Here is a 25340-nt window from a genome sequence, read left to right as displayed (position 1 = left end):
GGCCCGCCGCGTCATCCGGCGGTCGCGAACCGCCGGGTGCGCACCGTCACGCCGCCGTCCGGGCGGCCGCCCGCGATGGCGGCCGCCCGGATGCAGGCGTGCGTCCACATGTTGAACTGCACCTCCTTGGCCACCCGCAGGGTGTTGTAGAGCACGTGCGACAGCCGGTCCCCGGGCCGCGCCCAGGACTCGATGTCGAAGCGCAGCATCTCCGGGTGGTCCGGGTCGCGACGGGTGCGGAACTCGATCCGGCCGGCCTCCAGGTGCCCGTCGAGGGTGACGAAGGAGAACGCGCTCGGCCCGGCGGCGGCCACCCGCACCGGGCCGTCCCACGGGCCGGGCATGCGGATCAGGAACTCGTCGCCGACCGCCATCCCGCCGGGCTCACCACGGGTGCGGCGGAACACCGCGAACTCCGGTGACCAGCGGTCGGGGTCCGCGGCGAGGCGCGTCATGAGCTCCTCGGGGCTCAGCCGGGACCCGCGGATGCGCACGCTGTAGCGCCGGTGCAGCAGGGTCCCGACCCCGTCCGACGGGCGCTGGACGTCGTCGCCCTCGGCGCCCTGCGGCGAGGCGGGTGGCAGGTCCCCCAGGTCCCCGACGACGTCGCTGCGGTGGATCGGTGTGGTGCGCCAGAAGTAGCGCCACGACACCAGCGCCAGGCCCACCGGCCAGCGCAGCACCGCCGACACCCGCCGGGACCGCCGGTCCCCCGTCACCGGGGTGGTCCGATCTCTCGTCGTGGCCGTCCTGGAAGTCCGCACGGCGTGGACATACCCCCTCTGCGGGATTACATCCGCCGGGAGCGGGGAAGGAACCGCCATGACGGTCGGACGTGTCCTGCACCGGGTCGGGTTGCGCGGTGCCCAGCTCCAGTGGTTCTCCCTCGGCTCGGTGGGCTTCTCCATCGCGCTGTGGCTGCGCGCGAAGACCGTGGACCAGGACGAGCGCGGCAACGCCGAACGCCGCGCCGTCTTCGTCGGCCTGTGGCCGTCGATGTTCTGGCTGATCGGCGACTCGATGCGGCGCGAGGAGAAGGGCCGTCGGTCCTGAAGCGCCCCGCCCCCGGGGACCGTCGCGCCGACCTGGACGGGCTCGCCGCACGCGGCGTGAACTTCGACGACGCCGAGACCCCCACCGACACCCGTGACCCGCGCTGGCACGTCGACCACGGCCGGGCCCTGGTCGGCACCGAGCCGCCCGGCGACCCGGTCCCCGACGGCCCGTGGGAACGTGCCTGCGCGGTGCTGCGCGACTACCAGTTCACCGCCCCGAACCGGCTGCGCGGCGTGTTCCGCCCGTCCGACCCGCTGCTGGGGCGGGACATGCTGCTGGAGGGCCGGTTCGGGCCGATGCGCTTCCACCTCGGCGTCCGCGTGACCGGTCTCGTCGACGAGACCGTCGACGGCCGGCGCGTCTGGGGCTGGACCTACGAGACGCTGCACGGGCACCTGGAGGAGGGCAGGCTCACCTACGAGGTGGTCAAGGACCTCACGACCGGCGACGTCGAGTTCGTCATCCGCGCGTTCTCCCGGCCCGCGCACATCCCGAACCCCCTGTTCCGGCTCGGCTTCGGGTTGTTCGGCCGCGCGGTGCAGCTGGAGTTCTACCATCGGGCCGGGCAGCGGGTCCGCGAGCTCGTGGCCGACGCGGCGGCGGGCAGGCCGCTGCCGCAGCCGCTGCCGGGTGCCGACGGCGTGACCGTCGCCCCGCAGAACGGCGGGCGGCACTGGACGGACCCGTTCGCCGTGCTCGTCCGGCATCCGGGTGTCTGACCCGGGTGCACGATCCGATGAGGGGGGACGTCCGATGGACGACCGGATCCGGCGTCCGAACCCGTTCCGCTGGGTGGCCTACGCCTTCGGTGCCCGGCTGCCGGTCCGGAACCGGCGCTGGGTGCTGCACGACGTCACGACCCGCACCTGGGTGCTGCGCCACCTCCTCCGCACGACGGTCCAGCTGATCCCGCTGCTGGTCCTGCTGTTCCTGGTGGTGCCCGGCCCGGCGTGGGTGCGGCTGGGCGCCATCGCCTCCGGCGCGGTGATCGGCTACTTCTACTCGACGGTCTACGTGGTCGAGGCGTGCGAGACCCGGGTGATGAAGGCCGGCTACCCGGTGGGGGCGGCCGCGTCGACCCGGGAGGCGCGACGCGCCGAGCAGCACGTCGACGCCCGGCTGCGCCACGACCGGGAGTTCGGCGCGGACCGCGACCGGGACGACCGCCGGGGCTGAGCACCCCCGCCGCGGCGCGCCCCGGCCGCGGTCACGCCGCGCCGTCGAGCCGGGCCCGGTGCTCCTCGGTGAGGTGCAGGTCACGGGCGTCGAGGGCCTCGTCGAGCTGGGCGGCGCGGCTGACCCCGACCAGCGGCCACGCCGGCCCGACGGCCTGCTCGCCCGCGAGCCCGGTCCGGCCGTGGCCGCCGGTGGTGATCCAGGCGAGCACGACCTGGTTACGGGTCGCGCCGGTGTCGGCGGCGACGGCGTCGAGCGCGGCCAGCCGCGCGGTGGTGCCGGGGTGGTCGTAGGCGTCGGGCAGGGCGCGGTCGGTGCGGGTCAGCGCCCCGTTGACCAGCGGGGTGTAGGCCCACAGGGTCAGGTCCTCGGCGGTCGCGAGGTCCGCGGCGTCGGCGGTCAGCAGCATGTGCCCGGAGTCCGGCAGCGCCGCACCGGGCCGCGGGACCACGTAGGAGTGCCGGTACTGGACGGCGTCGAACCCGGCGACGCCCTGTGCCGCGGCGCTCGCACGGGCCCGCTCCACCCGCCACGCGGCGTGGTTGGACGCCCCGAGCCGCCCGGCCAGCCCGTCGGTGACCAGGGCGCCGAGCGCGGCGACGGTCTCGTCGAGGTCGGTCGCGCGGTCCTCGGTGTGCGCCCAGAACAGGTCGACGGCCTCGACGCCGAGCCGGGCCAGGCTGCCGGCGGCCGCGTCGCGTACCGCGGTGGCGCCGAGCCCGCCGCGCACCCCGGTCTTGGTGGAGATCCGGACCTGCTCGCGCACGCCGGGCCGGGCGGCGAGCCAGGCGCCGAGCACCCGCTCGCTCGCCCCGATCTCCCCGGCCGGGTCGTTCCAGAAGGCGTAGACGTCGGCGGTGTCGAGCCACACCCCGCCGCGCTCGACGAAGCGGTCGAGCAGCGCGAACGAGGTGGCCTCGTCGACGCGGGTGCCGAGGTTCATGGTGCCGAGGACGATCTGCGGCGGGGTCGCGGGGGTCATGGGAGGAGCATCCGGGTCGATGCCCACGACGGGACACGGGGGTGTGCCACGATGACCGTCGTGGATCCCGATCTCGGCCCGGTGTTCACCGCGCACGACGTCGCGGTGGCCTATCTGTTCGGGTCGCGAGCCGGCGGGGCCCCGCGGCCGGACAGCGACCACGACGTGGCGGTGCTGTTCGCCGGTGAGCCCGCTCCCGTCGCCACCGAGCTGCTCGCCGCCGACCTGGCCGCTGTGCTCGGGACCGGGGTCGACGTCGTCGACCTCGGGCGCGCGGGCCTCGAGCTGCGCGGCCGGGTCGCGGAGTCCGGCCGGCTGTTGTTCAGCGCCGACGAGGTCGCACGGGTCCGGTTCGAGGTGGACGCTCGGATGCGCTGGATCGAGTTCCGCCCCGTCCTGGAGGAGACGACCCGTTCCTTCCTCGCCCGTGTCGCGAGGGAAGGGCTGCGCTGATGGTCGACGCCGACCGCGTGCGCCGGTTGCTGGTGATGCTGGAGCACTACCGGGACCTGCTCGCCGAGGACGCCCCCGACCCGTTCCGCCGTCGTCACCTGGTGCAGACGGCCGCGCAGATCTGCATCGACCTGGCCAACCACGTCATCGCCGCCGACGGCCACCGGACCCCGCGGGACTACGGCGACGCCTTCCGCGTGCTCGCCGAGGTGGGGGTGCTCGACGACGGGCTCGCCGGCCGGATGGTGGCGCTCGCCGGGGCGCGCGACCTCATCGTGCACCTCTACGCCGAGGTCGACGACGACCTGCTCGCCCGCAGCATCCGGGACGGCGGTCTCGACGATCTGGGCGCCTTCGCCGCCCGCATCGCCGCCCTCGCCGGCTGACGGGCCCCGGCACGCGCGGCGGCCCCGTCCCGGCGCGCGGCCCCGGGTGCACGGGTGCCGCGCGGCGTCACGGGGCGCCGCGGGTGGAGCGGGTCAGGGGATGACGACCGGCCCGGTGGTCGGGGCGGGGTCGTCGGCCCAGCGGTGCCCGGTCTCGCGCGGGGTGACGCCGTCCTCGGTCCACGCGGCCAGCAGCTGCGCGACCTTGGCGTGCATCACGGTGCGCAGCCGGTCGAAGGAGTTCTGCGGGTCGTCGTCGACCTCACCGAGCAGCAGCCACCAGGCCCAGGCGACCGCACCGGCGTTGGCGACGAAGTCCGGCAGCACCGGCACGCCGCGGGCGGCGAGCATGGCCTCGGCCTCCGGGGTGGTCGCGGCGTTCGCGGCCTCGACGACCACGCGGGCGCGGACGTCGTAGGAGTTGTCCGGGGTGATCGCGTAGGAGATCGCGGCCGGCACCAGGATGTCGACCTCGGCGGAGAGGATCGCGGTGCGCGGGAGCTGCTCGACACCGGCGGGCAGCCGGGTGCGGTCGATCTCGCCGAAGCCGTCGCGCAGGTCCAGCAGCGCGGGCACGTCGAGGCCGTCGGCACAGTGCAGGGTGCCCGCGGCGTCGGCCAGCGTGGTGACCTTCATCCCGGCCTCGTACAGGTAGTAGGCGGCCGCACCGCCCATCGTGCCGACGCCCTGGATCGCGACCGTGGTGTCGGCCGGGATCTGACCCCAGGACACCGCGGAGGCCAGGCAGGCGTGCGCGACGCCGTAGCCGCCGATCACGTCGCCCAGCTCGAACCCGCCGTCGACCTCGGCGGTCAGCCCGGTGCGCACCCGCTCCAGGGTGGCGGCCGGGTCGGCGGCGCGGCTGATCGCGGCGTGGTAGCTCTGGCCGAGGCCGATCTTCTCGAAGACCTCGTCGATCAGGTGCTGCGGGACGCCGAGGTCCTCCGCGGTCACCCAGTGCGCGTCGATCCAGGGGCGCATGGCCTCGCAGAACCGCTCGAGCACCTCGACGGCGCGCGGGTCCTTCGGGTCGAAGTCGATGCCGCCCTTGGCCCCGCCGATCGGCAGGTCGAAGGTGGCGGTCTTGTTGGCCATGCCGCGTGCGAGGTCCTCGACCTCGGACAACGTGCAGCCGGCCCGCATCCGGGTGCCGCCGGTGGCGAGGCCCGCCCGGAGGGTGTGCACGACCAGGTAGCCGACGGCGCCGGTCACGGCGTCGTTCCACTGCAGGCGCATGTACGGCTCGGGGCGGCGGACGACCGGAGCGACGGTGGGCGCCGGGGCGCCGGCGACGTACGGGGCGGCCGTGGCCGCCGTCTGCGGGGTGCTCCCGGCCGGGTTCTGCATCGTCGTCATGGCGACCCACCTCCTGCTCGTGCTGCACCGGTCGTCGCCGCCAGGGGCCGTTCCGGTCTCGTCGACATCGCGGACCTCGTCGTCCCCCGGCCGCAGTCGTTCCCGACCGGTGGCCCCAGGTTGGGGTCGCACCCGGTCCCGCGTCCATTTACGGATCATTCACGGCGCTGTTCACCGTTCCTGCACAGCGCAATAGGCTCAGCGACATGGAGCTGTCCCTGTCTCGGCTGCGGATGCTGCGCGAGCTGCACCGGCGGGGAACCATCACGGCGGCGGCGACCGCGCTGCACTACACGGCGTCGGCGGTGTCCCAGCAGCTCGCGCAGCTCGAGCGCGACGTCGGGACCCGCCTGTTCGAGCGGAGAGGTCGCCGGGTCCAGCTCACCGACCTCGGGGTCCTGCTGGCCGAGCACGCCGAGGAGATCCTCGCCTCGGTCGAGCGCGCCACCCAGGCCCTGGAGGAGGCGGGCGAGACCGTTGCGGCCAAGCTCACCGCCGGGGTGTGGGCCTCGGTCGCCTCGGGCCTGCTGCCCGACGCGCTGACCGCGCTGGCCCGTACCCACCCCGGTGTCGAGGTCCGCACCCGCGAGCTCGCCCCGGAGGAGACCGCGGCCGCGGTGCGCGACGGCGAGCTCGACCTGTCGTTCGTCATCGACTACTCGAACTACCCGATGACGTGGGATAAGGGCCTGGAGCGGGCGGTCATCGCCGTCGAGCGGGTCTACGCGGCGGTGCCCGCCGGGGCCGTGCCGGCCGCGAGCGTGATGCTGTCGGAGCTGGCCGAGCACCCGTGGATCGTGTCGCCCGCCCGGTCGCACTTCGGGCAGGCGGCCCGGCTGGCCTGCCAGAGCGCGGGCTTCGAGCCGCGGATCGACCACGAGGTCGAGGAGCAGGCCACCGCGATGGCGATGGTCGCGGCCGGGCTCGGCGTCACCCTGGTGACCGACCTGGGCCTGGCGCTGCGCCCGCCGGGGGTCGACATCGTCGCGCTCGGCGACGCCCTGACCCGCACGGTGTCACTGGCCTACCGCACCACCACCGCACGACGGGCCGCGCTGCCGCTGGTGATCGAGGCCGTCCGGACCGCGGCGGCGCAGAAGGGGCTCGGCGCCGACGCCCCGATCCCGGTGCAGCCGGACTCGCTCGGCCTGGCCTGACCCGTTCCGCGGCGGAATCGTCGGAACCCGGTCGAACCGTTTCCGCCGCCGGTTCCGAAGAACGGTTGTGCTGACCGAGAACCGGACCGAGGGAAACGGGCCCCTGGCCCTTCCGTCGCGTTCCGTGGCGATCCTGGTGGAACTGCTGGCGATCGCCGCGGCAGTGGCATCGGGGCATCTCGTGGCGGCCCTGGTGGCACCGGCGTCGTCGCCCTTCGTGGCCGTCGGCGACGCGGTGGTGCGGCTCTCGCCGCAGCCGGTCGTGGAGTTCGCCAAGTCCGCGTTCGGGACGGCCGACAAGCCGGTCCTGCTCGCCGGGATCGGCGTGCTGCTGGTGCTGCTCGGCGCACTGGCCGGGCTCGCGGCGCGCCGACGGCCCGCGGTGGGGACCGCGGTCGTCGCCGCGCTGGGGCTGCTCGCGGTGGCCGCGGTGCTGACGGGTCCGGTGCCCACCGCGACCGACCTGGCCGCCCCGGTCGTCGCGCTGGTGGTGGGCGTGGCGGTACAGCGGGGGCTGGACCGCCTCGCCCGCCGTCACGGTGGGACCCGCACCGGGAGCGGCGGGAGCGGTGACGGGGTCCCCCGGCGCACCGTGCTCGCGGGGGCCTCGGCCGCCGTCGCCGCCGGGACGCTCGTCGCGGGCGGGGCCGGCCTGGCGCTGTCCTCCTCGGGCAGCGGGATCGCGGCCTCGCGGGCCGCGCTGACCGGCAGGCTGGCCGCGGCGACGCTCGCCGAGACCGCCCCGCCGGTACCCGCGTCGGCCGCGTTCCCCCAGCTCGGCACCGTCCCGTTCGTGACGCCGAACTCCGACTTCTACCGCATCGACGTCGCCCTCACGATCCCGGCCGTGCGGGCCGAGGACTGGTCGCTGCGGGTGCACGGCCGGGTCGGGCGCGAGCTCGTCCTCACCGTCGACGACCTGCTGCGACGGCCGCTCGTGCAGCGCACGATCACGATGACCTGCGTGTCCAACACGGTCGGCGGGAACCTGGTGTCCACCGCGGACTTCGTCGGCGTCGAGCTGGCCCCGCTGCTGCTGGAGGCCGGGGTCGACCCGTCCGCGGACCAGATCGTCTCCACCAGCCGCGACGGCTGGACGGCGGGCACCCCGACCGCGACCGTGCTCGAACCCGGCCGGGGCGCGCTGCTCGCGCTCGGCATGAACGGCGAGGCGCTGCCGGTCGAGCACGGCTTCCCGGTGCGCATGGTCGTCCCGGGGCTCTACGGCTACGTCTCGGCCACCAAGTGGCTCGCCGACATCGAGCTGACGACCTTCGCCGAGCGCAGCGTGTACTGGCGCGATCGGGGCTGGGCCGAGCGCGCCCCGATCAAGACCCAGTGCCGCATCGACGCCCCGGTCGGCTTCTCGAAGCTCCCGGCCGGACGTGTGCAGGTCGCCGGGGTCGCGTGGGCGCAGCCGGTCGGGATCACCGCCGTCGAGGTCCGCGCCGACGACGGCCCGTGGGTGCGGGCCGAGCTGGCCACCGAGGTCAACCCGAACACCTGGCGGATGTGGCGGGCCGAGCTCGACCTCTCCCCCGGCAGCCACACCCTCACCGCCCGGGCCACCGACCGCCGCGGGCTCGTCCAGACCGACGTCCGCGTCGACCCGATCCCGGACGGCGCGACGGGGTGGCCGAGCACGATCATCACCGTCGTCTGAATCGTTCCACGCCACCCGGAAGAAGTATCCGAAAAAACTTCCGGAACCGCCGAACCGCCCGGACCCACCGCCCGAACAATTCAGTGAAGTCCATACAGGACAGACAGTTTCCTCGAAAGGGAATCAGCCATGCGCGCCTCTCGCACCCTCGCCACCGTCGGCCTGCTCGCCGCCCTCTCGCTCGGCCTCACCGCCTGTGGCGGCGGCAGCGACACCTCCGCCCCGCCCGCGGCGGCCCCGGCCTCCTCCTCCGCCCCGGCGACCACCGCCGCCGCCGACGGCGTCACCACCAACGACGACGTCTTCGGCCCGGCCTGCAGCCAGCTGCCGCAGGGCGACGAGCCCGGCTCGCTGAACTCGATGGGCCCGCAGCCGGTCGCCACCGCCGCGAGCACCAACCCGCTGCTGACCACGCTGGTCACCGCCGTCGGCAAGGTCCCCGGCCTGGCCGACACCCTGAACCAGCAGCAGGGCATCACCGTCTTCGCCCCGGCCAACGACGCCTTCGCCGCGGTGCAGCAGCAGCTCGGCGAGGAGAAGTTCAACGCCCTGCTCGCCGACACCACCCAGCTGCAGGGCCTGCTCTCCTACCACGTGACCCCGGAGCGCCTCGACGCCGCGGGCATCGTGGAGAAGAAGACCCTGACCGAGCTCGCCGGCGGCGACCTCACCATCGGCGGCACCGCCGAGGCCCCCACCGTCACCGACGGGCAGGGCAACACCGCCAACATCCTCTGCGGCAACATCCCGACCGCGAACGCCACCGTGTTCGTGATCGACAAGGTCCTCATGCCCAAGAGCTGACGACCGACAGCACGAGACGACGGGCCCGGGGTGCGAACCCCGGGCCCGTCGTCGTGCGAACACCCTGCTGTGACCGCGACCCCGCTCCACCCCGCCGCGTCCCTCACCCGGCCGCGGGCGGTGGTCACCGGTCTGCTCGGCGTCGGCTCGGCCCTCGCCGTGGGCGACCTCGTCGCGGGGCTGGTGGCGCCGGCGTCGTCGCCGTTCCTGACCGTCGGCGACCAGTTCGTCCGGCTGACCCCGGAGTGGCTGAAGCAGTTCGCGATCGCCACGTTCGGCACCGCCGACAAGCTCGCGCTGCTGACCGGGATGGCGCTGGTGATCACCGGGCTGGGCGTGGCCGCCGGGCTCCTGGCCCGGCGACGGCCCGCCCCGGGCGTGGCGGTCCTCGTCGCGATGGGGGTGACCGCCCTGGTCACCACGGTGCTCGCGCCCGCGTTCCGGCCGGTCGACCTGCTCGCCCCCACCGTGGCGCTCCTCGTCGGGCCGACGGTGTTCCTCGCGGTGCACGCCGCGTTCACCCGGGCGGCCCGGGACGGCCTGGGCGCCGCCGCCCCGCTGTCGCGCCGGCAGGCCCTCTCGCTGGCCGGCGGGGTCGCCGTCGTGTCACTGGGGGCGACCGTCGCCGGGCGGCTGCTCGCCGCCGCGCCGTCGACGTCGGGGCCGGCGGCACTCGCGCTGCCGCCCGCCCCGCCGGTACCGGCGCTCCCGCCGGACGCGACCCTGCCGGGCGCACCGGCCTGGCTGACCCCGACCGCGGACTTCTACCGGATCGACACCGCGCTGCAGGTCCCGCGGGTCGACACCGCCTCGTGGACCCTGCGTGTGCACGGCATGGTCGAGCGCGAGCTGACCCTCTCCCTGGACCAGCTGCGGGCCCGCCGGGTCGTCGAGGTGCCGATCACGATGGTGTGCGTGTCCAACCCGGTCGGCGGCGCGCTGATCTCCAACGCGCGGTTCACCGGGGTGCGCCTGGCCGACCTGCTCGCCGAGGCCGGGATCGGGCCCGGGGCCCAGCAGCTGCTGTCCACCAGCGTCGACGGGTTCACCACCGGCACCCCGGTCGACGTCGTCACCGACGGCCGCGACGCCCTGCTCGCGTTCGGCATGAACGGCGAGGCGCTGCCGGTGGAGCACGGCTTCCCGGTGCGCATGGTCGTCCCCGGCCTCTACGGCTACGTCTCCGGCTGCAAGTGGATCACCGACATCGAGGTGACCACCTGGGATGCGGCCACCGCGTACTGGGCCGAACGCGGCTGGGCTCGCGAGGGCCCGGTGAAGACCCAGTCCCGCATCGACACCCCGGTCGCCGGGGCGTCGGTCCCGGCCGGGCGGGTCGTCGTCGCCGGGACGTCGTGGGCGCCGCACGTGGGCATCACCCGGGTCGAGGTCGCCGTCGACGGCGGGACCTGGGTCCCGGCCCGCCTCGGCGCCGACGTCGGCGCCGACACCTGGCGGATGTGGCGCACCGAGATCGAACTGGAACCCGGCGAGCACACCCTGCGCGTGCGCGCGACCGACCGGACCGGCACGGTGCAGACGGAACGGGAACAGGTCTCGATCCCCGACGGCGCGACCGGCCGGCACACGGTGCCGGTCACCGCGGTCTGACGGGCGGGCCGGCCCCGCCGCGCTCCCCCGCCGAGTCGATCCGGAAGTCGATGCACCCCTCAGACCACCCCGCCCCGCCCTCCGTCCCCCGCCGCCTGGTGGTCGCGACCCTGCTCGCCGGCCTGCTCGCGGGCCTGCTCGCGGCGCTGGTGCCGTTCGCCCCCGTCGACACCCGCAGCACGACCGTGACCTGGCCCCGGGCGGGCGAGCAGCCGGTGTCGACGACGGCGGCGTTCCAGCCCTACGCGCCGGAGGCGGTGCGCGTCGACGTCGGCTGCCGGGTGCTGCGCACCGCGCAGGCCCGCTCGACCGACACCGGGACGGCGACGACCGTCGTGGGCTCGGAGCGGCCCGGCGCCACCGGGATCGGGTTCGCCGTGCTCACCGGACCGGGCGGGGAGCTGCGGGTCCTGGTCGGGGGCCGTGAGCTGCTGCGCGCCCCCGTCCCGCCCGGCGACGCCTGCGGGCTGGTCCTGGACACCGACGAGGCCGGGTCCCGGGTCACCCTCGGCGACGCCGCCCCGCTCGCGTTCCCCGGCGACGTCGTGCGCGCGGTCGCCGCGTTCACCACCCAGCTCTCCCCCGCCGACGCCGACGGCCTGCGGGTCACCGCGCGCACCGCGGACTGGTTCGCCGCCGCGTCGTCGCCGGCCAAGACCGTGCTGATCGGGTCGCAGTGGCTCGCCGCCGCCCTCGCCGCTGTGCTGCTGGCCCGCCTCGCCGGTGACCGGTTCCGGCGCCGCCGTGGCGCGGCCCGGCTCCGGCGGGCCCGGCTGGCCGCGGTGGCCACCCCGGCCGGGATCGGACGGGCCGCCGCGGACGTGCTCGTCGTCGTCACCCTGGCGGTGTGGACGGTGCTCGGGCCGCTGTCCACCGACGACGGCTTCACCGAGGCGATCGCGCGCAACGCGACGGGCACCGCGACCGGCGACTTCGGCAACGTCTACCGCTGGGGCAACGCCTCGGAGGCGCCGTACACTCTGGTGATCCGCCTGGTGCGGGCGCTGGCCGAGACCGGGGTGGGGCCGCTGGTGCTGCGCGTGCCCTCGGTGCTGGCCGGGATCGCGGTGTGGCTGCTGCTGTCGCGCGTCGCGCTGCCCGCGGTGCTGGCGCGCCACCACCGCCGGGCCTGGGTGCGGGGCACGCTCGGCGTCACGCTGCTGGCGTGGTGGCTGCCGCTGAACCTCGGGGTCCGCCCGGAGCCGTTCGCGGCGCTCGCGACGACCGCGGCGCTGTGCTGTGCGCTGCGCGCCGCCGCCCGGCCCGGGCGCCGCGGCGGGACGTGGACCGCGGCCGCCGCCCTGGCCTCGGGGCTGGCACTGGCGGTGACTCCGTCGGCGGTGACCGTCGCCGGTCCGCTGGCGCTGCTGCTCCCGGCGCTGTGGCGGCGGGTCACCCGCCACGGCGGCGGGGGGCTCGCCGTCGGGGTCGCGGCGACCGTCGCCGCGGCCGGGATCGCCGCGGCCGGGCTCACCCCCGTCTTCACCGGGCAGAGCCTGTACACGGTCGCGCGGGCCACCGAGATGCACCAGTTCTACGGCCCGGCCACACCGTGGTTCCAGGAGCTGCGCCGCTGGAGCTACCTGCTGGGGTTCGGCACCGAGCAGGGCGGCCTCGGCCGCCGGGTGCCGGTGCTGCTCGCCGTCGCGATGCTGGTCGCGGCGCTGCCGCTGGTCGCACGCGGCGCGCACCGGTGGGGCCCCGGTCTGCGGTGGACACCGGTCCCCCTGGCCGGACTCGCACTCGGGTTCGTGCTGCTCACCCCGGCGCCGTCGAAGTGGACCCACTACTTCGGGACGCTCGCCGGGACCGGGGCGCTCGCCGTCGCCGCGGGGGCGGTGCTGGTGGTGACCGCGGCCCGGCGGCCCGCCGACCCGACCGTGCGCGGCGCGGCCGCCGCCGGCACCCTGGCGGCGGTCGTGCTGGTCGCGCTGGCCTTCTCCGGACGCAACGAGTGGTTCCTGTGGTCGGGCTGGGGTGTGCCGCGCGCCGACGGGCCGTTCGCGCCGCTGAACTCACCCGCGGTGTGGGCCGTGGTGGCGGTGGTGGTGCTGGCCGTGTCCGCCGTCGCGGTACACCGGTCGGTACGCCGAGGACACCGGACACGGCGGGACTCCACGGCCCGGGCCGCGGCGGCGCTGCCCGCCGGGATCGTGGTGGTCGCCCTGGTCACCGGAGTGTCGGTGGTGGTGGAGTCCTTCGTCGTCGCCCCGGTGCGCCAGGGCGGGGGCTACAGCGTCGGCGGACAGATGTGGAGCGAGCTGACCGGCCGCGACACCTGCGGGATCCTCGACCACGTCACGGTCCCGGTCGACGCGGGCGCGCTGCCCGCCGCCGGCGGCGCCGACACCCTCACCGGGTTCACCGAGGGCCGCGGCTGGGTCGACGACCCGCCGCGCGGCGGGCTCGCCTGGGGCAGTCTCGACGGCGGCCCGGGCACCACCGGCGAGCTCCGCACCCGCTGGTTCGCCGTCGCGCCGGGGCCGGGCGACCGGGTGCTGTCGGTCGACGTCGCCGGGCGGACCGGGCAGGGCAACACCCTGGAGCTGGAGTACGCCCGGGCCGGATCGCCGGGCCCGGACGGACGCGTGTCGCTCGACGACACCGCGACCGGTGCCCGCGGCACCTACCCCACCGAGCGGGTGCAGGAGGCCGTGCCGCTGGACCGGCCGGGCTGGCGCACCGTGCGGGTGCCCGTCTCCGCGTTCCCGGCGGACGTCGACCGGGTGCGGGTGCACGCCGTCGACACCGCCGTCGGGCCGGGTGGCTGGGTGGCCGCCGCCGCCCCGCGGATGATCACCCCGGCGCCGGTGGTGCCGATGCTGCGCGACGCCGACGGCCCGGTCTACGTCGACTGGTCGATCCTCTGGTCGGCGCCCTGCCTGCGCGACCTGCCCGCCGTCCGGGCCGGGCTGGTGCAGACCCCGCGTTACCTGGTGCTGGGCCCGTCGTCGCTCGGGTTCGCTGTGGACGTGTCGTTCGCCGACGTCGCCGGGGGCAGCTTCGCGGCGATGCGCCGCACCACCACCGAGCAGGTCGTCGCGACCCGGATCGACACCGCCGACGACCCGGACCAGGCCGACTGGGGCTCGATCACCCGGATCGACACCGACCTCGCCGTCGACGCCTACGACGTCACCTCGGTCCCGGTGCGCCGCTGGGGCTGGGAGGGCGACCGGACCCCGATCGGGTACCCGGCCCTTCCGGCACCGTGACGACCCTCCGGTCGGAGGGGCCCCGCGGCCGCTTCCGGCTGATAGACACATGCGGACACCCGCACGCAACGAAGCGAGGGACACCGTGGCCTTCCCCGGTCTGCAGCACGTCGCCCTGACCGTCAGCGATCTCGAACGCAGCACGCGCTGGTACGCGGCGCTGTTCGGCGCCGAGCCCGTCCTGGACGAGGACGAGGAGGGCGGCCGCTTCCACCACACCGTCTTCGCCCTCGACGGTGGGATGCTGTTCGGTCTGCACACCCACCAGGGCCGCGAGTCCGGCGAGCCGTTCGACGAGGAGCGCACCGGCCTCGACCACGTCGGCTTCGCGGTCGGCTCGCACGCCGAGCTGGAGCAGTGGGCCCAGAAGCTGACCGATCTGGGCATCGCCCACGAGGGCGTCAAGAAGGCGCACTACGGCAGCGGCGTCTCCTTCCGCGACCCGGACAACATCGCCCTGGAGTTCTTCACCGGGCCGGAGTGAGCCGGTGCGGGGCGTGTCCGGACACGCCCCGCCGCACGCCCACCCGGTGGACGGTTCCTTGCTCCGGACCGGGTATCGCGATCGAATCATGCGGTGATGCGCACGCTGCTGGAGCCGTTCTGGCCGGGCCGGCGCATCGTGGCGTTCGACGAGCTCTGTCGGTGGGCCGCGTAGCGACCCCGCGGGGTCGCCGCGTGGCCGCCCCGTGCCCCGTGCGCGGGTACGACCCCCGCGCCACCGACCGCACACTCCGGAGGACCCCGTGTCCGTCACCGACGAACTGCTCGAGAACAACGCCCGCTACGCCGAGAGCTTCTCCGGCCCGCTCCCGCTGCCGCCGGCCCGCAAGGTCGCCGTCGTCGCCTGCATGGACGCCCGGCTGGACGTCTACCGCATCCTCGGTCTGAACGAGGGCGACGCCCACGTCATCCGCAACGCGGGCGGTGTGGTCACCGACGACGAGATCCGCTCGCTCGCGATCAGCCAGCGCCTGCTGGGGACCGAGGAGATCATCCTCATCCACCACACCGACTGCGGGATGCTGACCTTCACCGACGACGGGTTCAAGGCCTCCATCCGCGACGAGACCGGCATCAAGCCGCAGTGGGCCGCCGAGGCGTTCGACGACCTCGACGCCGATGTGCGCCAGTCGGTCGCCCGGATCCGGGCCAACCCGTTCGTCCCGCGCACCGACGCCGTCCGCGGCTTCGTGTTCGACGTCGCGACCGGGCGGCTGAACGAGGTGAAGTAGCCCCGTCGCACCCCGCGTGCGGCCGTCGCACCCGCCGCGGCGGGTGCGACGGCCGCGCGAGGGGTGCGCGAGCAGCGGGTCAGGGCGGCAGCCGGTCAGGACGGCAGCAGTGCCAGGATCGCCGCACCCGGCACCCCGGCCTCACCGAGCAGGTAGGCGGTCCGGTCGACGCCGCCCAGACGCACCCGGGGCCGCCCGAACGCGCCGACGCCACGGCACTCCCACAGCGGCGCCCGCTCCGGGGCGTCGGCGCGCAGGGCGTCGCGGACCCCGCGGGTGCCCGGATCGGTGGGGTCGAGGTCCGAGGCCATCCGGAACCGGCGGTGCAGTGCGGTGAGCAGCTCGTCGGGTCCGGGGCCGGGGCACGACAGCACCGCCGGTCCGGGATCCGGCTCGAACCGGGCCCGCGCCGCGGGGTCGGCCGCCAGCTGCCACAGCACGTGGCGCCGCCCCGGGTCGTCGTCGGCGGGCCGGCCGACCGCGGCCTCCCACGCGTCGTTGGCGGCGACGACGCCGAGCCGGGCGTCGAGCAGCACCGCCGGGTGATCGGGCCAGCTCGCGAGCACCGGGGCCAGCTCCTCCGGTGCGGTGCCCGCCGCCGGTCCCCCGTCGCGGGACAGCCGGGTCAGGTGGGCGATCCCGGGGCCGTCGATGCCCAGCACCCGGCCGACCGCGGTGAGGACCTCGTCGGAGGCGGTCACCCGCCCCTGTTCGAGCCACGTGTACCAGGTCAGACCGACCCCGGCGAGCGCCGCGACCTCTTCGCGGCGCAGCCCCGGCGTGCGCCGGCGACCGCGGTCGGGCAGCCCGACCGTCGCCGGTGCGACCCGCTCCCGGTAGGAGCGCAGGCAGGCGCCCAGCTCACGGCGGCGGTCCGCCGTCGCGGTCCGTGACCGGGCCGTCGCCGATCCTGTCACCACGGGTACCCCCATCGGTTCGCTCCTGGTCCGGGCCCGGCCGGCGTCGCACGGTGGGTCCATGATCGGTATCGGTGTCAACCTCGCGGCCGGGCTCGAGGATTCCGGGTCGGCGAACCTGGTGGAGGAGATCGTGGACCGCGCCCGGGCGGTCGCCGCGGCGGGACTGCGCACGGTGTGGCTGCCGCAGGGCTACGGGTTCGACACGCTCACCCTGTACGCCGCCGTGGCCAGGGAGGTCCCCGACGTCGAGCTGGGCGCGTCGGTCGTCGTCGTGCAGCCGCGGCACCCGCGGGTGCTGGCCGCGCAGGCGCTGACCGTGCAGGCGGCGTCGGGCGGGCGGCTCACGCTCGGGCTCGGGGTCAGCCACCCGGGGCTGCTGGAGGTGTACGGCGTGCCGTTCACGCGGCCGGTGGCCGCACTGTCCGACCACCTCGACGTGCTCGCCCCGCTGCTGCGCGGCGAACGGGTCCCCGGCTCGTCCGGTCCCGGGTCGGATCCGGCGGACACCGCGGTGCCCGGCGCCGCGCCGGAGGTCCCGCTGCTGCTCGGCGCGCTGGGCCCGCGGATGCTGCGGCTGGCGGGTGAGCGGACCACGGGCACCATCACCTTCCTCACCGGGCCGCGGACGATCTCCGGGCACGTCCGGCCGTTGCTCGACGCGGCGGCCGCCGGACGGCCGTCGCCGCGGGTGGTCGTCGGGGTGCCGGTGTCGGCGACGACCGAGCCGGACCGGGTGCGGGCCGCCGCCGCGGCGGACTACGCGGACTACGCCCGGCTGCCGTCCTACGCCGGGGTGCTGGAACGGGAGGGGCTGAGCTCGCCGGGCGGGCTCGTCGTCGCCGGGGACGAGGACGTGATCGCGGACGGGATCGCCCGCTACGCCGACGCCGGCGCCACCGACCTGCTCGTCAGCCCGGTGGGCGACGCCGCCGAGCGGGCCCGCACCGTGGCCGTCCTCGGCCGGATCACGACGTCCTGAGCAGCATCGCGTCCGGCGGTGGCCCGCACGCCGGACGGCCCGGTGGCACCGCGCCGCGCTCCCGCGCCCGCCGAGATGCATCCCGGCGGGCGCCCGGGGTCACCCCGCGCCCCCTGAGCTGCATCCCGGTGTCGTCCCGGGTCCGCCGGGACGCGACGGGCGTGCCGCGTCCCGGCGGAACGGGTCAGGCGACGCGCGGGCGGCGGCGCAACGCGGAACGGGCCGCCGCGAGCTGCTGGGCCACCTCGGCGGTGATCAGCTCGGCGTGCAGGGCGTCGTTGCCGGGGTCGCCACCGCCGCGCAGCGCGCGGTGGCGACGCACGAGGGCGTCGAGCCCGTCGAGCAGCTGGGTTCCCGGATCAGCGGTGGGCAGGGTCGGAACGCTCATGGGATGTCTCCTGGTGACGAGGTGTCGGTGTCGATCCGTCGGGTCGATCGACCGGCCGACACAGCGTCGAGGAGATCCGCACGTAGTCGATGTGACGCCGCCGGGACAGGACGGTGTCGATGTACCGGCTCACGGCGCCGCGGCCTTCCTGCCGGCGATCGCGGCGAGCAGTTCCCGGGTGTAGTCGTCGCGCGGGTCGTCGAACAGCTCCGCCGTGGGCCGCAGCTCGCGGAGCCGACCGTCGCGCATCACGCCGGTGCGGTGGGCGACCCGCCGGACCACGGCGAGGTCGTGCGAGATGAACAGGTAGGACAGGCCGTCCCGCTCCTGCAGCTCGGCGAGCAGCTCCAGCACCTGGGCCTGCACCGAGACGTCGAGCGCGGACACCGGCTCGTCGGCGACGACGAGGTCCGGCGACAGCGCCAGCGCCCGGGCGATCGCGACGCGTTGACGCTGACCGCCGGACAGCTCCCCCGGCCGCCGGTCGAGCATCCCGGACGGGAGCGCGACCCGGTCGACGAGCTCCGCGGCGCGGTCGGCCTGCTCGGCGGCCGACCCGACGGAGAACGCCCGCAGAGGCTCGGTGACGATCTCGCGGACGGCGAACCGGGGGTCCAGCGAGGCGTAGGGGTTCTGGTAGATCAGCTGGGCGCGGCGGCGCAACGCCCGCCACGCCTCACCGCGGACGCGGGTCACGTCGTCGCCGCCGAGCAGCACCTGCCCGGAGGTGGGGTCCTCCAGGCGCAGCAGCAGCCGCGCCGTCGTCGACTTGCCCGATCCGGACTCCCCGACCAGCGCGACGGTCTCGCCGCGGGCGATCGTGAACGACACCCCGTCGACGGCGCGATGGGTCCGCCGCGTCCAGGAGCCGCGGGCGCGCGGCAGCGGGAACTCCTTCACCAGGTCGCGGACCTCGGCGACCGGGGTCCCCGCCGTGTCGACGGGCGGGAGCACCGGCGGGGCGGTGAGTGCGAGACCGGGGGCGGCGGCGAGCAGCTCCCGGGTGTAGGGGTCGCGGGCCCCGGCGAGCAGCTCGGCCGGGGTGCCCTGCTCCACGACCCGCCCGTGCCGCATGACGACGATCCGGTCGGCCCGGTCGGTGGCGACGGCGAGGTCGTGGGTGATCAGCAGCAGCGCGGTGCCGAGGTCGAGGCGCAGTGTGTCGAGGTGATCGAGGATCCGCCGGGCGACGGTCGCGTCGAGTGCGCTGGTCGGCTCGTCGGCGACGACCAGCGCGGGCCCGGCGGCGATGGCGATCGCGATGAGCACGCGCTGGCGCATCCCGCCGGACAGCTGGTGCGGGTACTGCCCGGCGCGGGTCCCGGGCTCGTCGAGACCGGCCTGTCCGAGCAGCTCGACGGCACGGGCCGGTGCGGAGCGGCGGTCGGCGAGCCCGTGGGTGCGCAGCACCTCCGCGACCTGCACGCCGACCTTCTGGACCGGGTTCAGCGCGACGCCCGGGTCCTGCGGGACGAACCCGATCCGGGCGCCGCGCACCGACCGGTACGCGCGCTCGGACAGCCCGGTGAGGGTGGTCCCGTCGAGGGAGACGGTGCCCGCGGTGACGGCGCCGGCGGCGGGCAGCAGCCCGAGCACCGCGGCGGCGAGGGTGGTCTTGCCCGACCCGGACTCCCCGACGACGGCGACGACCTCCCCGGGTGCGACGGTCAGGTCGACCCCGCGCACGGCGTGGACCGGCCCGCCGCTCCCGGCGTAGGTGACCTCCAGGCCCTCGACCTGCAGCAGGGCGCTCACCGTGTCCGTCCCCATCCTGACCGCCCCCACTCGCCGTCCAGGGCGCGGGAGATGCGGTTGACCGACAGCACGGTCGCGGCGATGACCAGGCCGGGCATCGCGCACACCCACCAGGCGACGGCCAGGTAGTTGCGGCCGTCGGCGACCAGCGAGCCCCACTCCGAGGCGGGCGGCGGGGCGCCGTAGCCGAGGAAGCTCAGCGCGGACACCGCGAGGATCGCCAGGCCGAACTCCAGCACCGCGAGCACGACGACCGGCCCGGCCGCGTTCGGCAGCACGTGCCGCCACAGCGAGACGTACCAGCGGGTGCCGACCGCGCGAGCGGCCTCGACGTAGAGGGCGCGGCGCACCCGCAGGGTCTCGGCGCGCATCACCCGGGCGAAGCTCGCGACGCTCGCCACGCCGACCGCGATCGCGACCTTCACCGTCCCGAAGCCGAGCGCGGTGATCAGGGCCAGCGACAGCAGGATGGCGGGGATCGCGAGCAGCACGTCGACGCCGCGCATGAGGACCTCGTCGACCCAGCCGCCGGCGAACCCGGCGAGCAGCCCGATCAGCCCGCCCGCGACGAGCGCGACGGCGACCGCGATCACGGTGGCCTGCAGCGACAGCGAGGCGCCGTGCACGACCCGGGTCCAGACGTCGCGGCCGAGGTGGTCGGTGCCGAACCAGTGGCCGGGCCCGGGCGGGGCGAGCCGGCGCGCGGTGTCACCGACCGCGGGGTCGCCGGGCGCGAGCAGCGACGGCACGAACGCCGCGGTCAGCACGAGCAGCACGACCGCCCCGGCGAGCACCAGCCCGGGCCGGGAGCGCAGGAACCGCCCGAGCCGGGCCCGCGGCGGTCGACCGGCCGGGGGCGGTGTGTCACGGACGCCGGGCGCGGCGAGGGGGGCGCGGTCGAGCAGGGTCATCGGGTGCTCCCGGGGGCGACGGCGACCCGCGGGTCGAGCAGCGGGTAGGCCAGGTCGACGAGCAGGTTGACCACGACGAACGCGAGCGCCGCGAACAGCACGATGCCCTGCACGACAGGGATGTCCTGCGCCCCGACCGAGGCGACGGTGAGCCGGCCCAGGCCGGGCCGGGTGAACACCGTCTCGACGACGACGGACCCGGCGAGCAGGTTCCCGACGACGTAGCCGAGCACGGTGAGGGCGGGGATCGCGGCGTTGCCCAGGGCGTGGCGCAGGTGCACCGCGGCCGTGCCGACCCCCTTGGCGCGGGCGGTGGTGACGTACGGCGAATCCAGCGCCTGGGTGAGGCTCTTCGCGAGCACCTGGGCGACGAGCGCGCCGGTCGGGAGGCCGAGGGTGACCGCCGGGAGGATCAGCGACTCCGGTCCGCGGTCGCCGACCGAGGGCAGCCAGCCGAGGGAGAACGAGAACAGCTGCACCAGCATCAGCCCGACCCAGAACACCGGCAGCGACACGGCCAGCGACGGCAGCGACGCCAGCACCTGCCGCAGCCACGGCGTCCGGGCCCAGGTCGCGGCGAGCGCGACCGCGGTGCCGCCGACGACGGCGACGAGCAGCCCGGCGGCGGCGATCTGCAGGGTCGGTGGGAGGGCCTGCGCGACCGCGGTCCGCACGTCCTGCCCGCTGGCGAACGACGTGCCGAGGTCGCCGTGCAGCGCCGCCCAGAGCTTCGTCACGTACTGCACCGGCAGCGGCTGGTCGAGGCCGTAGCGGGCGCGCAGGGCGTCCAGCTCCGACGGCGACACCGGCTCGCCGTCGCCCGAGGCCATGGTCGCGACCGGGTCGCCGGGCAGCAGGTAGAGCACGATGAAGCTGACCGTCCACGCCGCCCACAGCACGACGGCGGCGAGCCCGAGGCGGCGCAGCAGGTAGGGGACGGTCATCGCGCGTCGGACTTCCAGGCGTCGTGCAGCTGGATGCGCGAGGACGCGTCGAACGCGACGCCATGGGCGTCCGGGCCGACGCCGAGCACGGTGGTGAGCTCGACGACGGGCGCGGTGTCGAACCGCTCGGCGAGCAGCTTCTGCGCCTGCCCGGCGAGTGCCGCGCGTCGCGCCGGGTCGACCGTGGCGGCCTGCTCCGCCAGCGGGGCCTGGAGCGGCCCGGCGGGCAGCCGGTAGCGGTTGGTCCCGTCGGTGCCGTAGGTCGACCGCAGGATGTCCGGGTCGGCCCGGGTCAGGTTGCCCCACGCGGCGACGAAGTCCCCGCCGTCGAGGACGGCCTGGGTCTCGGCGATCTGGATCTCGCGGAGCGCCACGTCGATCCCGATCCGGCGCAGCTGCTGCTGGATCAGCTCCAGCGCGGGCTTGGTGGTGCCGATGTTCTGGGCGAACGTCAGCGGCACGGTCAGGCGCTGCCCGCCCTTGGCGCGGATGCCGTCCGGGCCGGGCACCCACCCGGCGCGGTCGAGCGCGGCGGTGGCGGCGGCCGGGTCGTAGCCGACGAGCGCGGACTGGTCGGCGTAGGACGGCGTCGTCGACGACAGCGGGCTCGTCGCCGCCCGCGTCTGGGTCGGGTAGACCGCGGCGACGACCTCGTTGCGGTCGATGCCCCGGCTCACCGCCTCGCGGACGGCGGCGTCGGCGCCGAGCGGGGTGCCCTGGTTGAACGTGATCCCGAACGGCAGGCCCGGGTTCGGCCGGGCCGGGAGCTGGACCCCGGCCCCGGTGAGCGGGGCCTCGTCCTGCTGGCCGACGCTCGCGATCGCGTCGACCTCACCGGACTGCACGCTGCCCGCCCGCACCCCGGACTCGGGGACGACGCGGAACTCGGCCCGGTCGAGCCAGGCCTCGCCGGGGTGGGTGAACAGCTGCGAGCCCCAGTCGTAGCCGGCCCGCTTCGCGAGCACGGTGACGTCGTTCTTGGCGTAGCGCTCGAGGGTGAACGGACCGGAGCCGACGACGCCGGCGCAGCGCTCGTCGTCGGAGCGGACGGCGCTGGCCGGGGAGAGCAGGCCGAGGCTGTGGGTGGAGGTGCCCTGCAGGAACTGCACGTTGGGCTTCGCGAACCGGACGGTGAACTCGGTGGGGCTCGTGACGTCGGTGCCGGTGTACCCGGCCAGGTAGCCCTTGGGGAGGCTGCCGCGGGCGCCCAGCTGCACCGCCCGGTCGAGGTTCGTCTTCACCGCGGCCGCGTCGACGGGCGCGCCGTCGGAGAAGGTGGCGCCGGTGCGCAGGGTGAACGTCCAGGCGGTGGCGTCGGCGTCGGACGACCAGCGGGTCGCCAGCCAGGGCACGATCGCGCCGGTGGACGGGTCCTGGTCGGTGAGCGAGTCGACGACCTGGCGCAGCGAGTAGATCGAGTCGTTGCTCTGCACCTGCTGCGGGTCGGCGCAACCCTGGTCCGAGGACACCGCGAACACCAGCGTCCCGCCCGGCTGCGGCGGGCCCGCGTCGGCGGCGGAGCCACCGGCGCCGGAGCCGCAGGCGGTGAGGGTGAGCGCGGTGGCCGCGAGCAGCACGGCCGAGCGGCCGGCGGGCAGGTCCCGCCACAACCGGAACCGGCGCATCACGACGCCACCGCCGCACGGCGCTCGCCGAAGCGCGACGGGTGCGCGAGCCCGAGGTTCTCCCGCAGCGTGGCGCCCGGGGTGTAGTCGGTCCGGAACACCCCGCGCTCCTGCAGGATCGGCACGACCCGGTCGACGACCTCGTCGAGGCCGGACGGGCTGACGTGGGAGCCGAGGATGAAGCCGTCGGAGGCGTCGTTCTGCACGTAGCGGTCGATCTCGTCGGCCACGTGCTCCGGGGTCCCGACGAACACCGCGCGGTCGAAGACGTGCTTGACGGTGTCGCGCAGCGAGTACCCGTGAGCGTCGGCGAGCTCGCGCCAGGCGGCGACGGTCGCGTGCGCGTCCTGGGTCAGCGGGGCCCGGCCCTCGATCCACGTCGGGGCGTCGGGGGTGGGCTCGACGTCGGGCAGCGGGCCGTCCGGGTCGTAGCCGGACAGGTCGCGGTTCCAGACCATCTCGGCCAGCACGATCGAGGTCCACGGGTCGACCTGCCGGTCGTGGATGTGCTCGTGACGCTCGCGGGCCTCGGCGTCGGTGTCGCCGAGCACGACGCCGGCGCTGGGCAGGATCCGCACCTCGTCGGGGTCCCGGCCGGCCTTGCGGACCCGGGCCTTGACGTCGTCGTAGAAGGCGCGGGCCTCGTCGAACTTCTGGTACCGGGAGAAGATCGCGTCGGCGGACGCGGCGGCGAAGTCGCGACCGGCCGGGGACTCGCCGGCCTGCAGCACCACCGGGTGGCCCTGCGGGCTGCGCGGGGTGGTGAAGCGCCCGGCGATGTCGAACTGGTTGCCCGAGACCGCGAAGTCGCCGACGTGGCCGTCGCGCAGGAAGGTGCCCGACGCGGGGTCGGCGACGACGGCGTCGGAACCCCAGGAGTCCCAGAGCGCGCGGACCGCGGCGAGGGTCTCCCCGGCCCGCTCGTAGCGCTGGTGGTGGCCGAGGTAGGCACCGCGGCGGAAGTTCTCGCCGGTGGGGGCGTCGGAGCTGGTCACGACGTTCCACGCCGCGCGCCCGCCGGACAGGATGTCCAGCGTCGCGAACTTCCGGGCCAGCTCGTAGGGCTCGTTGAAGGTCGAGTTGATCGTCCCGGCCAGACCGATGTGCTCGGTGACCGCGGCCAGCGCGGCGAGCACGGTGAAGGTGTCCGGGCGTCCGACGACGTCCTGGTCGAAGATCTCCCCACCGCGGGTGCGCAGCCGGAGTCCCTCGGCGAGGAAGAGCAGGTCGAGGCGCCCGCGCTCGGCGGTGCGCGCCCAGTGCTCGAACGACTCCCAGGCGATGTGGCTGCCCGAGGCCGGGTCGCTCCAGACGGTGTCGTGGTTGACGCCCGGGAAGTAGGCGCCGAGCACGATCTGCTTCCTGTTGCTCATGCGGTGGCTCCGGAGGAGGTCGGGACGGCGGCGGACCCGGCCCCGGCGGCGTAGCGGCTGGCGGGCCTGGGCAGCCCGAAGCGCTCGCGCAGGGTGGTCTCGCCGTAGGCGGTGCGGAACGCGCCGCGGGACTGCAGCTCGGGGACCAGGCCGTCGACGACGGCGTCGAGGTCGGCCGGCAGGACGGCCGGGCGCAGCCGGTAGCCGTCGAGCCCGGCGCGGCGCCAGGACAGCAGGGTGTCGGCGAGCCCGGCGGGGGTGGTGGCGAGGATCGCGGCGTCGGAGGAGAGCGGGTCGAGTGCGTCCAGCCGGGCGAGCCGCTCGCGGGCGGCCCGCTGGGTGCCGGCGAGCACCACGACGACGTCGCCGAGGATCCGCAGCGGTGGCGCGGTGCGGCCCGCGGCGGCCTCCGCGGAGCGGACCTGGGAGACGATGCGCGCGGCGTCGTCGGCGTCGTGCGGTGTGGTGAACACGACGTCGCCGACCCGGGCGGCGAGCAGCGCCGGGTCGTAGCCGTGGGCCAGCGACACGACCAGCGGCTGGCCCTGCGGCGGGCGCGGCACGATCGACGGCCCGGCGACGCCGAAGTGCTCCCCGGCGAAGTCGACCCGGTGCAGCTTGTCCCGGTCGACGAAGCGCCCGGTCAGGGCGTCGCGGATCTCGGCGTCGTCCTCCCAGGAGTCCCAGAGCCTGCGCACGACCTCGACGGCGTCGGCGGCCTCGCCGAACAGCTCGGCGACGAGTTCGCGGGCGGCCGGGGTGCCGAGGTCGGCACGGCGCAGGCCGGGGACGCTGCGGCGCCCGAAGTGGGCGGCCTCGTCGGCGCGGACCGAGGTCTGCACCCGCCACCCGGCGCGGCCGTGGCTGTCGTGGTCGAGCGTCGACAGTGCGGACGCGACGTGGAACGGCTCGGTGTGGGTGGTGGTGACGGTCGGGACCAGCCCGATCCGCGACGTCGTCGGAGCGAGGAAGGCGGCGACCAGCGAGGCGTCGAGGCGTCCCTGCACCCGGTCGGTGCGCCGGTCGGCGCCGCTCAGGTGGTCCCCGGACTGCAGGCCGAGTGCGTCCTCGATCGTCACCAGGTCCAGCAGCCCGCGCTCGGCGGTGCGGGCCAGGTCGGTCCAGTAGCGGGCGGTGAACAGCCCACGGGGGTGTGCGGCGGGGTCGCGCCAGGCGGCGGGGTGCCAGCCTGCGCCGTCGAGGGCGACGGCCAGGTGCAGTGGGCCGCCGGTAGTGGTGTCCGATGTGGACATACGGCATCGCTTTCTCGTCGCCCGGGGGGGGGCACGACGGGACGAAGAGGACGTCGGAGCGGACCGCGGACCGCGGCGGCCGGGACGGGTGGCCGTCG

The 25340-nt window shown here is 75.7% G+C and carries 24 protein-coding genes; 13 read left to right on the top strand and 11 right to left on the bottom strand.

The features are described 5' to 3' along the window. Positions 1-11: 11 nt before the first annotated feature. The gene (locus KPF22_RS11210; protein WP_224402004.1) at positions 12-719 is read right to left on the bottom strand and encodes a DUF1990 family protein; all 708 of its coding nucleotides are present in this window, start codon (positions 717-719) and stop codon (positions 12-14) included. 103 nt (positions 720-822) lie between these two features. Between KPF22_RS11210 and KPF22_RS11205 the strand changes: the two genes are divergently transcribed. Genes KPF22_RS11205 through KPF22_RS11195 form a run of 3 tightly spaced genes read left to right on the top strand, consistent with a single transcriptional unit; the run spans position 823 to position 2232 of the window. Further along, positions 823-1053: a hypothetical protein gene (locus tag KPF22_RS11205; RefSeq protein WP_062403384.1), complete on the top strand. Its 231-nt coding sequence runs from the start codon at positions 823-825 to the stop codon at positions 1051-1053. A gap of 56 nt (positions 1054-1109) precedes the next feature. After that, positions 1110-1775 (top strand): DUF1990 family protein, encoded by a 666-nt coding sequence (locus tag KPF22_RS11200; RefSeq protein WP_224402003.1) that lies wholly within the window; start codon positions 1110-1112, stop codon positions 1773-1775. A gap of 34 nt (positions 1776-1809) precedes the next feature. Then, entirely contained in the window at positions 1810-2232 is a 423-nt protein-coding gene (locus KPF22_RS11195; RefSeq protein ID WP_208822007.1) for a DUF5313 family protein, read from the top strand. A 31-nt stretch (positions 2233-2263) separates the two neighbouring features. Here the strand turns inward: KPF22_RS11195 and KPF22_RS11190 are convergent, their stop codons facing one another. Beyond that, positions 2264-3214 carry an aldo/keto reductase gene (locus KPF22_RS11190; protein ID WP_208822004.1) on the bottom strand — a complete coding sequence of 317 codons (951 nt, stop codon included), beginning with the start codon at positions 3212-3214 and terminating at the stop codon, positions 2264-2266. 51 nt (positions 3215-3265) lie between these two features. On the opposite strand from KPF22_RS11190, the gene KPF22_RS11185 reads away from it, so the two are divergent. Next, a complete protein-coding gene (locus KPF22_RS11185; protein ID WP_208822000.1) occupies positions 3266-3667 on the top strand; it encodes a nucleotidyltransferase domain-containing protein in 402 nt (133 codons plus the stop codon). Continuing rightward, positions 3667-4053 (top strand): DUF86 domain-containing protein, encoded by a 387-nt coding sequence (locus tag KPF22_RS11180; RefSeq protein ID WP_224402002.1) that lies wholly within the window; start codon positions 3667-3669, stop codon positions 4051-4053. Before KPF22_RS11185 ends, KPF22_RS11180 begins: the two co-directional genes overlap by 1 nt. Before the next feature lie 93 nt (positions 4054-4146). Here the strand turns inward: KPF22_RS11180 and KPF22_RS11175 are convergent, their stop codons facing one another. Continuing rightward, the gene (locus KPF22_RS11175; RefSeq protein WP_062403389.1) at positions 4147-5289 is read right to left on the bottom strand and encodes a Glu/Leu/Phe/Val dehydrogenase; all 1143 of its coding nucleotides are present in this window, start codon (positions 5287-5289) and stop codon (positions 4147-4149) included. Between the two features lie 326 nt (positions 5290-5615). Between KPF22_RS11175 and KPF22_RS11170 the strand changes: the two genes are divergently transcribed. The 7 genes from KPF22_RS11170 to KPF22_RS11140 all read left to right on the top strand — a co-directional run bounded on the left by KPF22_RS11170 (position 5616) and on the right by KPF22_RS11140 (position 15094). Then, positions 5616-6566, top strand: a complete 951-nt coding sequence (locus KPF22_RS11170) for a LysR family transcriptional regulator (protein WP_062396203.1) — start codon at positions 5616-5618, stop codon at positions 6564-6566. Positions 6567-6690: 124 nt separating this feature from the next. After that, entirely contained in the window at positions 6691-8229 is a 1539-nt protein-coding gene (locus KPF22_RS11165; RefSeq protein ID WP_224402001.1) for a molybdopterin-dependent oxidoreductase, read from the top strand. A gap of 129 nt (positions 8230-8358) precedes the next feature. Then, positions 8359-9033: a fasciclin domain-containing protein gene (locus KPF22_RS11160; RefSeq protein ID WP_224402000.1), complete on the top strand. Its 675-nt coding sequence runs from the start codon at positions 8359-8361 to the stop codon at positions 9031-9033. A gap of 69 nt (positions 9034-9102) precedes the next feature. Further along, entirely contained in the window at positions 9103-10644 is a 1542-nt protein-coding gene (locus KPF22_RS11155) for a sulfite oxidase (RefSeq protein WP_224401999.1), read from the top strand. A gap of 50 nt (positions 10645-10694) precedes the next feature. Continuing rightward, positions 10695-13859, top strand: coding sequence for an arabinosyltransferase domain-containing protein (locus tag KPF22_RS11150; protein ID WP_224401998.1), 3165 nt, complete (start codon positions 10695-10697; stop codon positions 13857-13859). A 49-nt stretch (positions 13860-13908) separates the two neighbouring features. Continuing rightward, positions 13909-14343: a VOC family protein gene (locus KPF22_RS11145; protein WP_224401997.1), complete on the top strand. Its 435-nt coding sequence runs from the start codon at positions 13909-13911 to the stop codon at positions 14341-14343. A gap of 262 nt (positions 14344-14605) precedes the next feature. Further along, on the top strand, positions 14606-15094 hold the full coding sequence (locus tag KPF22_RS11140) for a carbonic anhydrase (RefSeq protein WP_100878199.1): 489 nt from the start codon (positions 14606-14608) through the stop codon (positions 15092-15094). 95 nt (positions 15095-15189) lie between these two features. Here KPF22_RS11140 and KPF22_RS11135 read toward each other — a convergent pair whose 3' ends face one another. After that, a complete protein-coding gene (locus tag KPF22_RS11135; protein ID WP_224401996.1) occupies positions 15190-16026 on the bottom strand; it encodes a helix-turn-helix domain-containing protein in 837 nt (278 codons plus the stop codon). A 46-nt stretch (positions 16027-16072) separates the two neighbouring features. Here KPF22_RS11135 and KPF22_RS11130 point away from each other — a divergent pair, with 46 nt between their 5' ends. Next, the gene (locus KPF22_RS11130; RefSeq protein ID WP_224401995.1) at positions 16073-16993 is read left to right on the top strand and encodes a TIGR03564 family F420-dependent LLM class oxidoreductase; all 921 of its coding nucleotides are present in this window, start codon (positions 16073-16075) and stop codon (positions 16991-16993) included. A gap of 184 nt (positions 16994-17177) precedes the next feature. Here KPF22_RS11130 and KPF22_RS11125 read toward each other — a convergent pair whose 3' ends face one another. From KPF22_RS11125 to KPF22_RS11095, 7 genes are all read right to left on the bottom strand, one after another. Further along, on the bottom strand, positions 17178-17381 hold the full coding sequence (locus KPF22_RS11125; RefSeq protein ID WP_208821978.1) for a hypothetical protein: 204 nt from the start codon (positions 17379-17381) through the stop codon (positions 17178-17180). A 129-nt stretch (positions 17382-17510) separates the two neighbouring features. Continuing rightward, positions 17511-19136 carry a dipeptide ABC transporter ATP-binding protein gene (locus tag KPF22_RS11120; RefSeq protein WP_374107472.1) on the bottom strand — a complete coding sequence of 542 codons (1626 nt, stop codon included), beginning with the start codon at positions 19134-19136 and terminating at the stop codon, positions 17511-17513. Further along, positions 19133-20047: an ABC transporter permease gene (locus KPF22_RS11115; protein ID WP_224401993.1), complete on the bottom strand. Its 915-nt coding sequence runs from the start codon at positions 20045-20047 to the stop codon at positions 19133-19135. Before KPF22_RS11115 ends, KPF22_RS11120 begins: the two co-directional genes overlap by 4 nt. After that, entirely contained in the window at positions 20044-20991 is a 948-nt protein-coding gene (locus KPF22_RS11110; protein ID WP_208821968.1) for an ABC transporter permease, read from the bottom strand. Before KPF22_RS11110 ends, KPF22_RS11115 begins: the two co-directional genes overlap by 4 nt. Then, on the bottom strand, positions 20988-22616 hold the full coding sequence (locus tag KPF22_RS11105) for an ABC transporter substrate-binding protein (RefSeq protein ID WP_224402413.1): 1629 nt from the start codon (positions 22614-22616) through the stop codon (positions 20988-20990). The genes KPF22_RS11110 and KPF22_RS11105 overlap by 4 nt, the downstream gene beginning before the upstream one ends. After that, the gene (locus KPF22_RS11100) at positions 22616-23989 is read right to left on the bottom strand and encodes an NtaA/DmoA family FMN-dependent monooxygenase (RefSeq protein ID WP_224401992.1); all 1374 of its coding nucleotides are present in this window, start codon (positions 23987-23989) and stop codon (positions 22616-22618) included. The genes KPF22_RS11105 and KPF22_RS11100 overlap by 1 nt, the downstream gene beginning before the upstream one ends. Continuing rightward, entirely contained in the window at positions 23986-25242 is a 1257-nt protein-coding gene (locus KPF22_RS11095; protein ID WP_208821962.1) for an LLM class flavin-dependent oxidoreductase, read from the bottom strand. Before KPF22_RS11095 ends, KPF22_RS11100 begins: the two co-directional genes overlap by 4 nt. Positions 25243-25340: the final 98 nt, after the last annotated feature.

The sequence above is a fragment of the Pseudonocardia sp. ICBG1034 genome, assembly GCF_020131375.1.
GTDB lineage: Bacteria > Actinomycetota > Actinomycetes > Mycobacteriales > Pseudonocardiaceae > Pseudonocardia > Pseudonocardia alni.
Note: the sequence above shows the minus strand (reverse complement) of the source record. Positions and strands in the feature narration are given on the sequence as shown.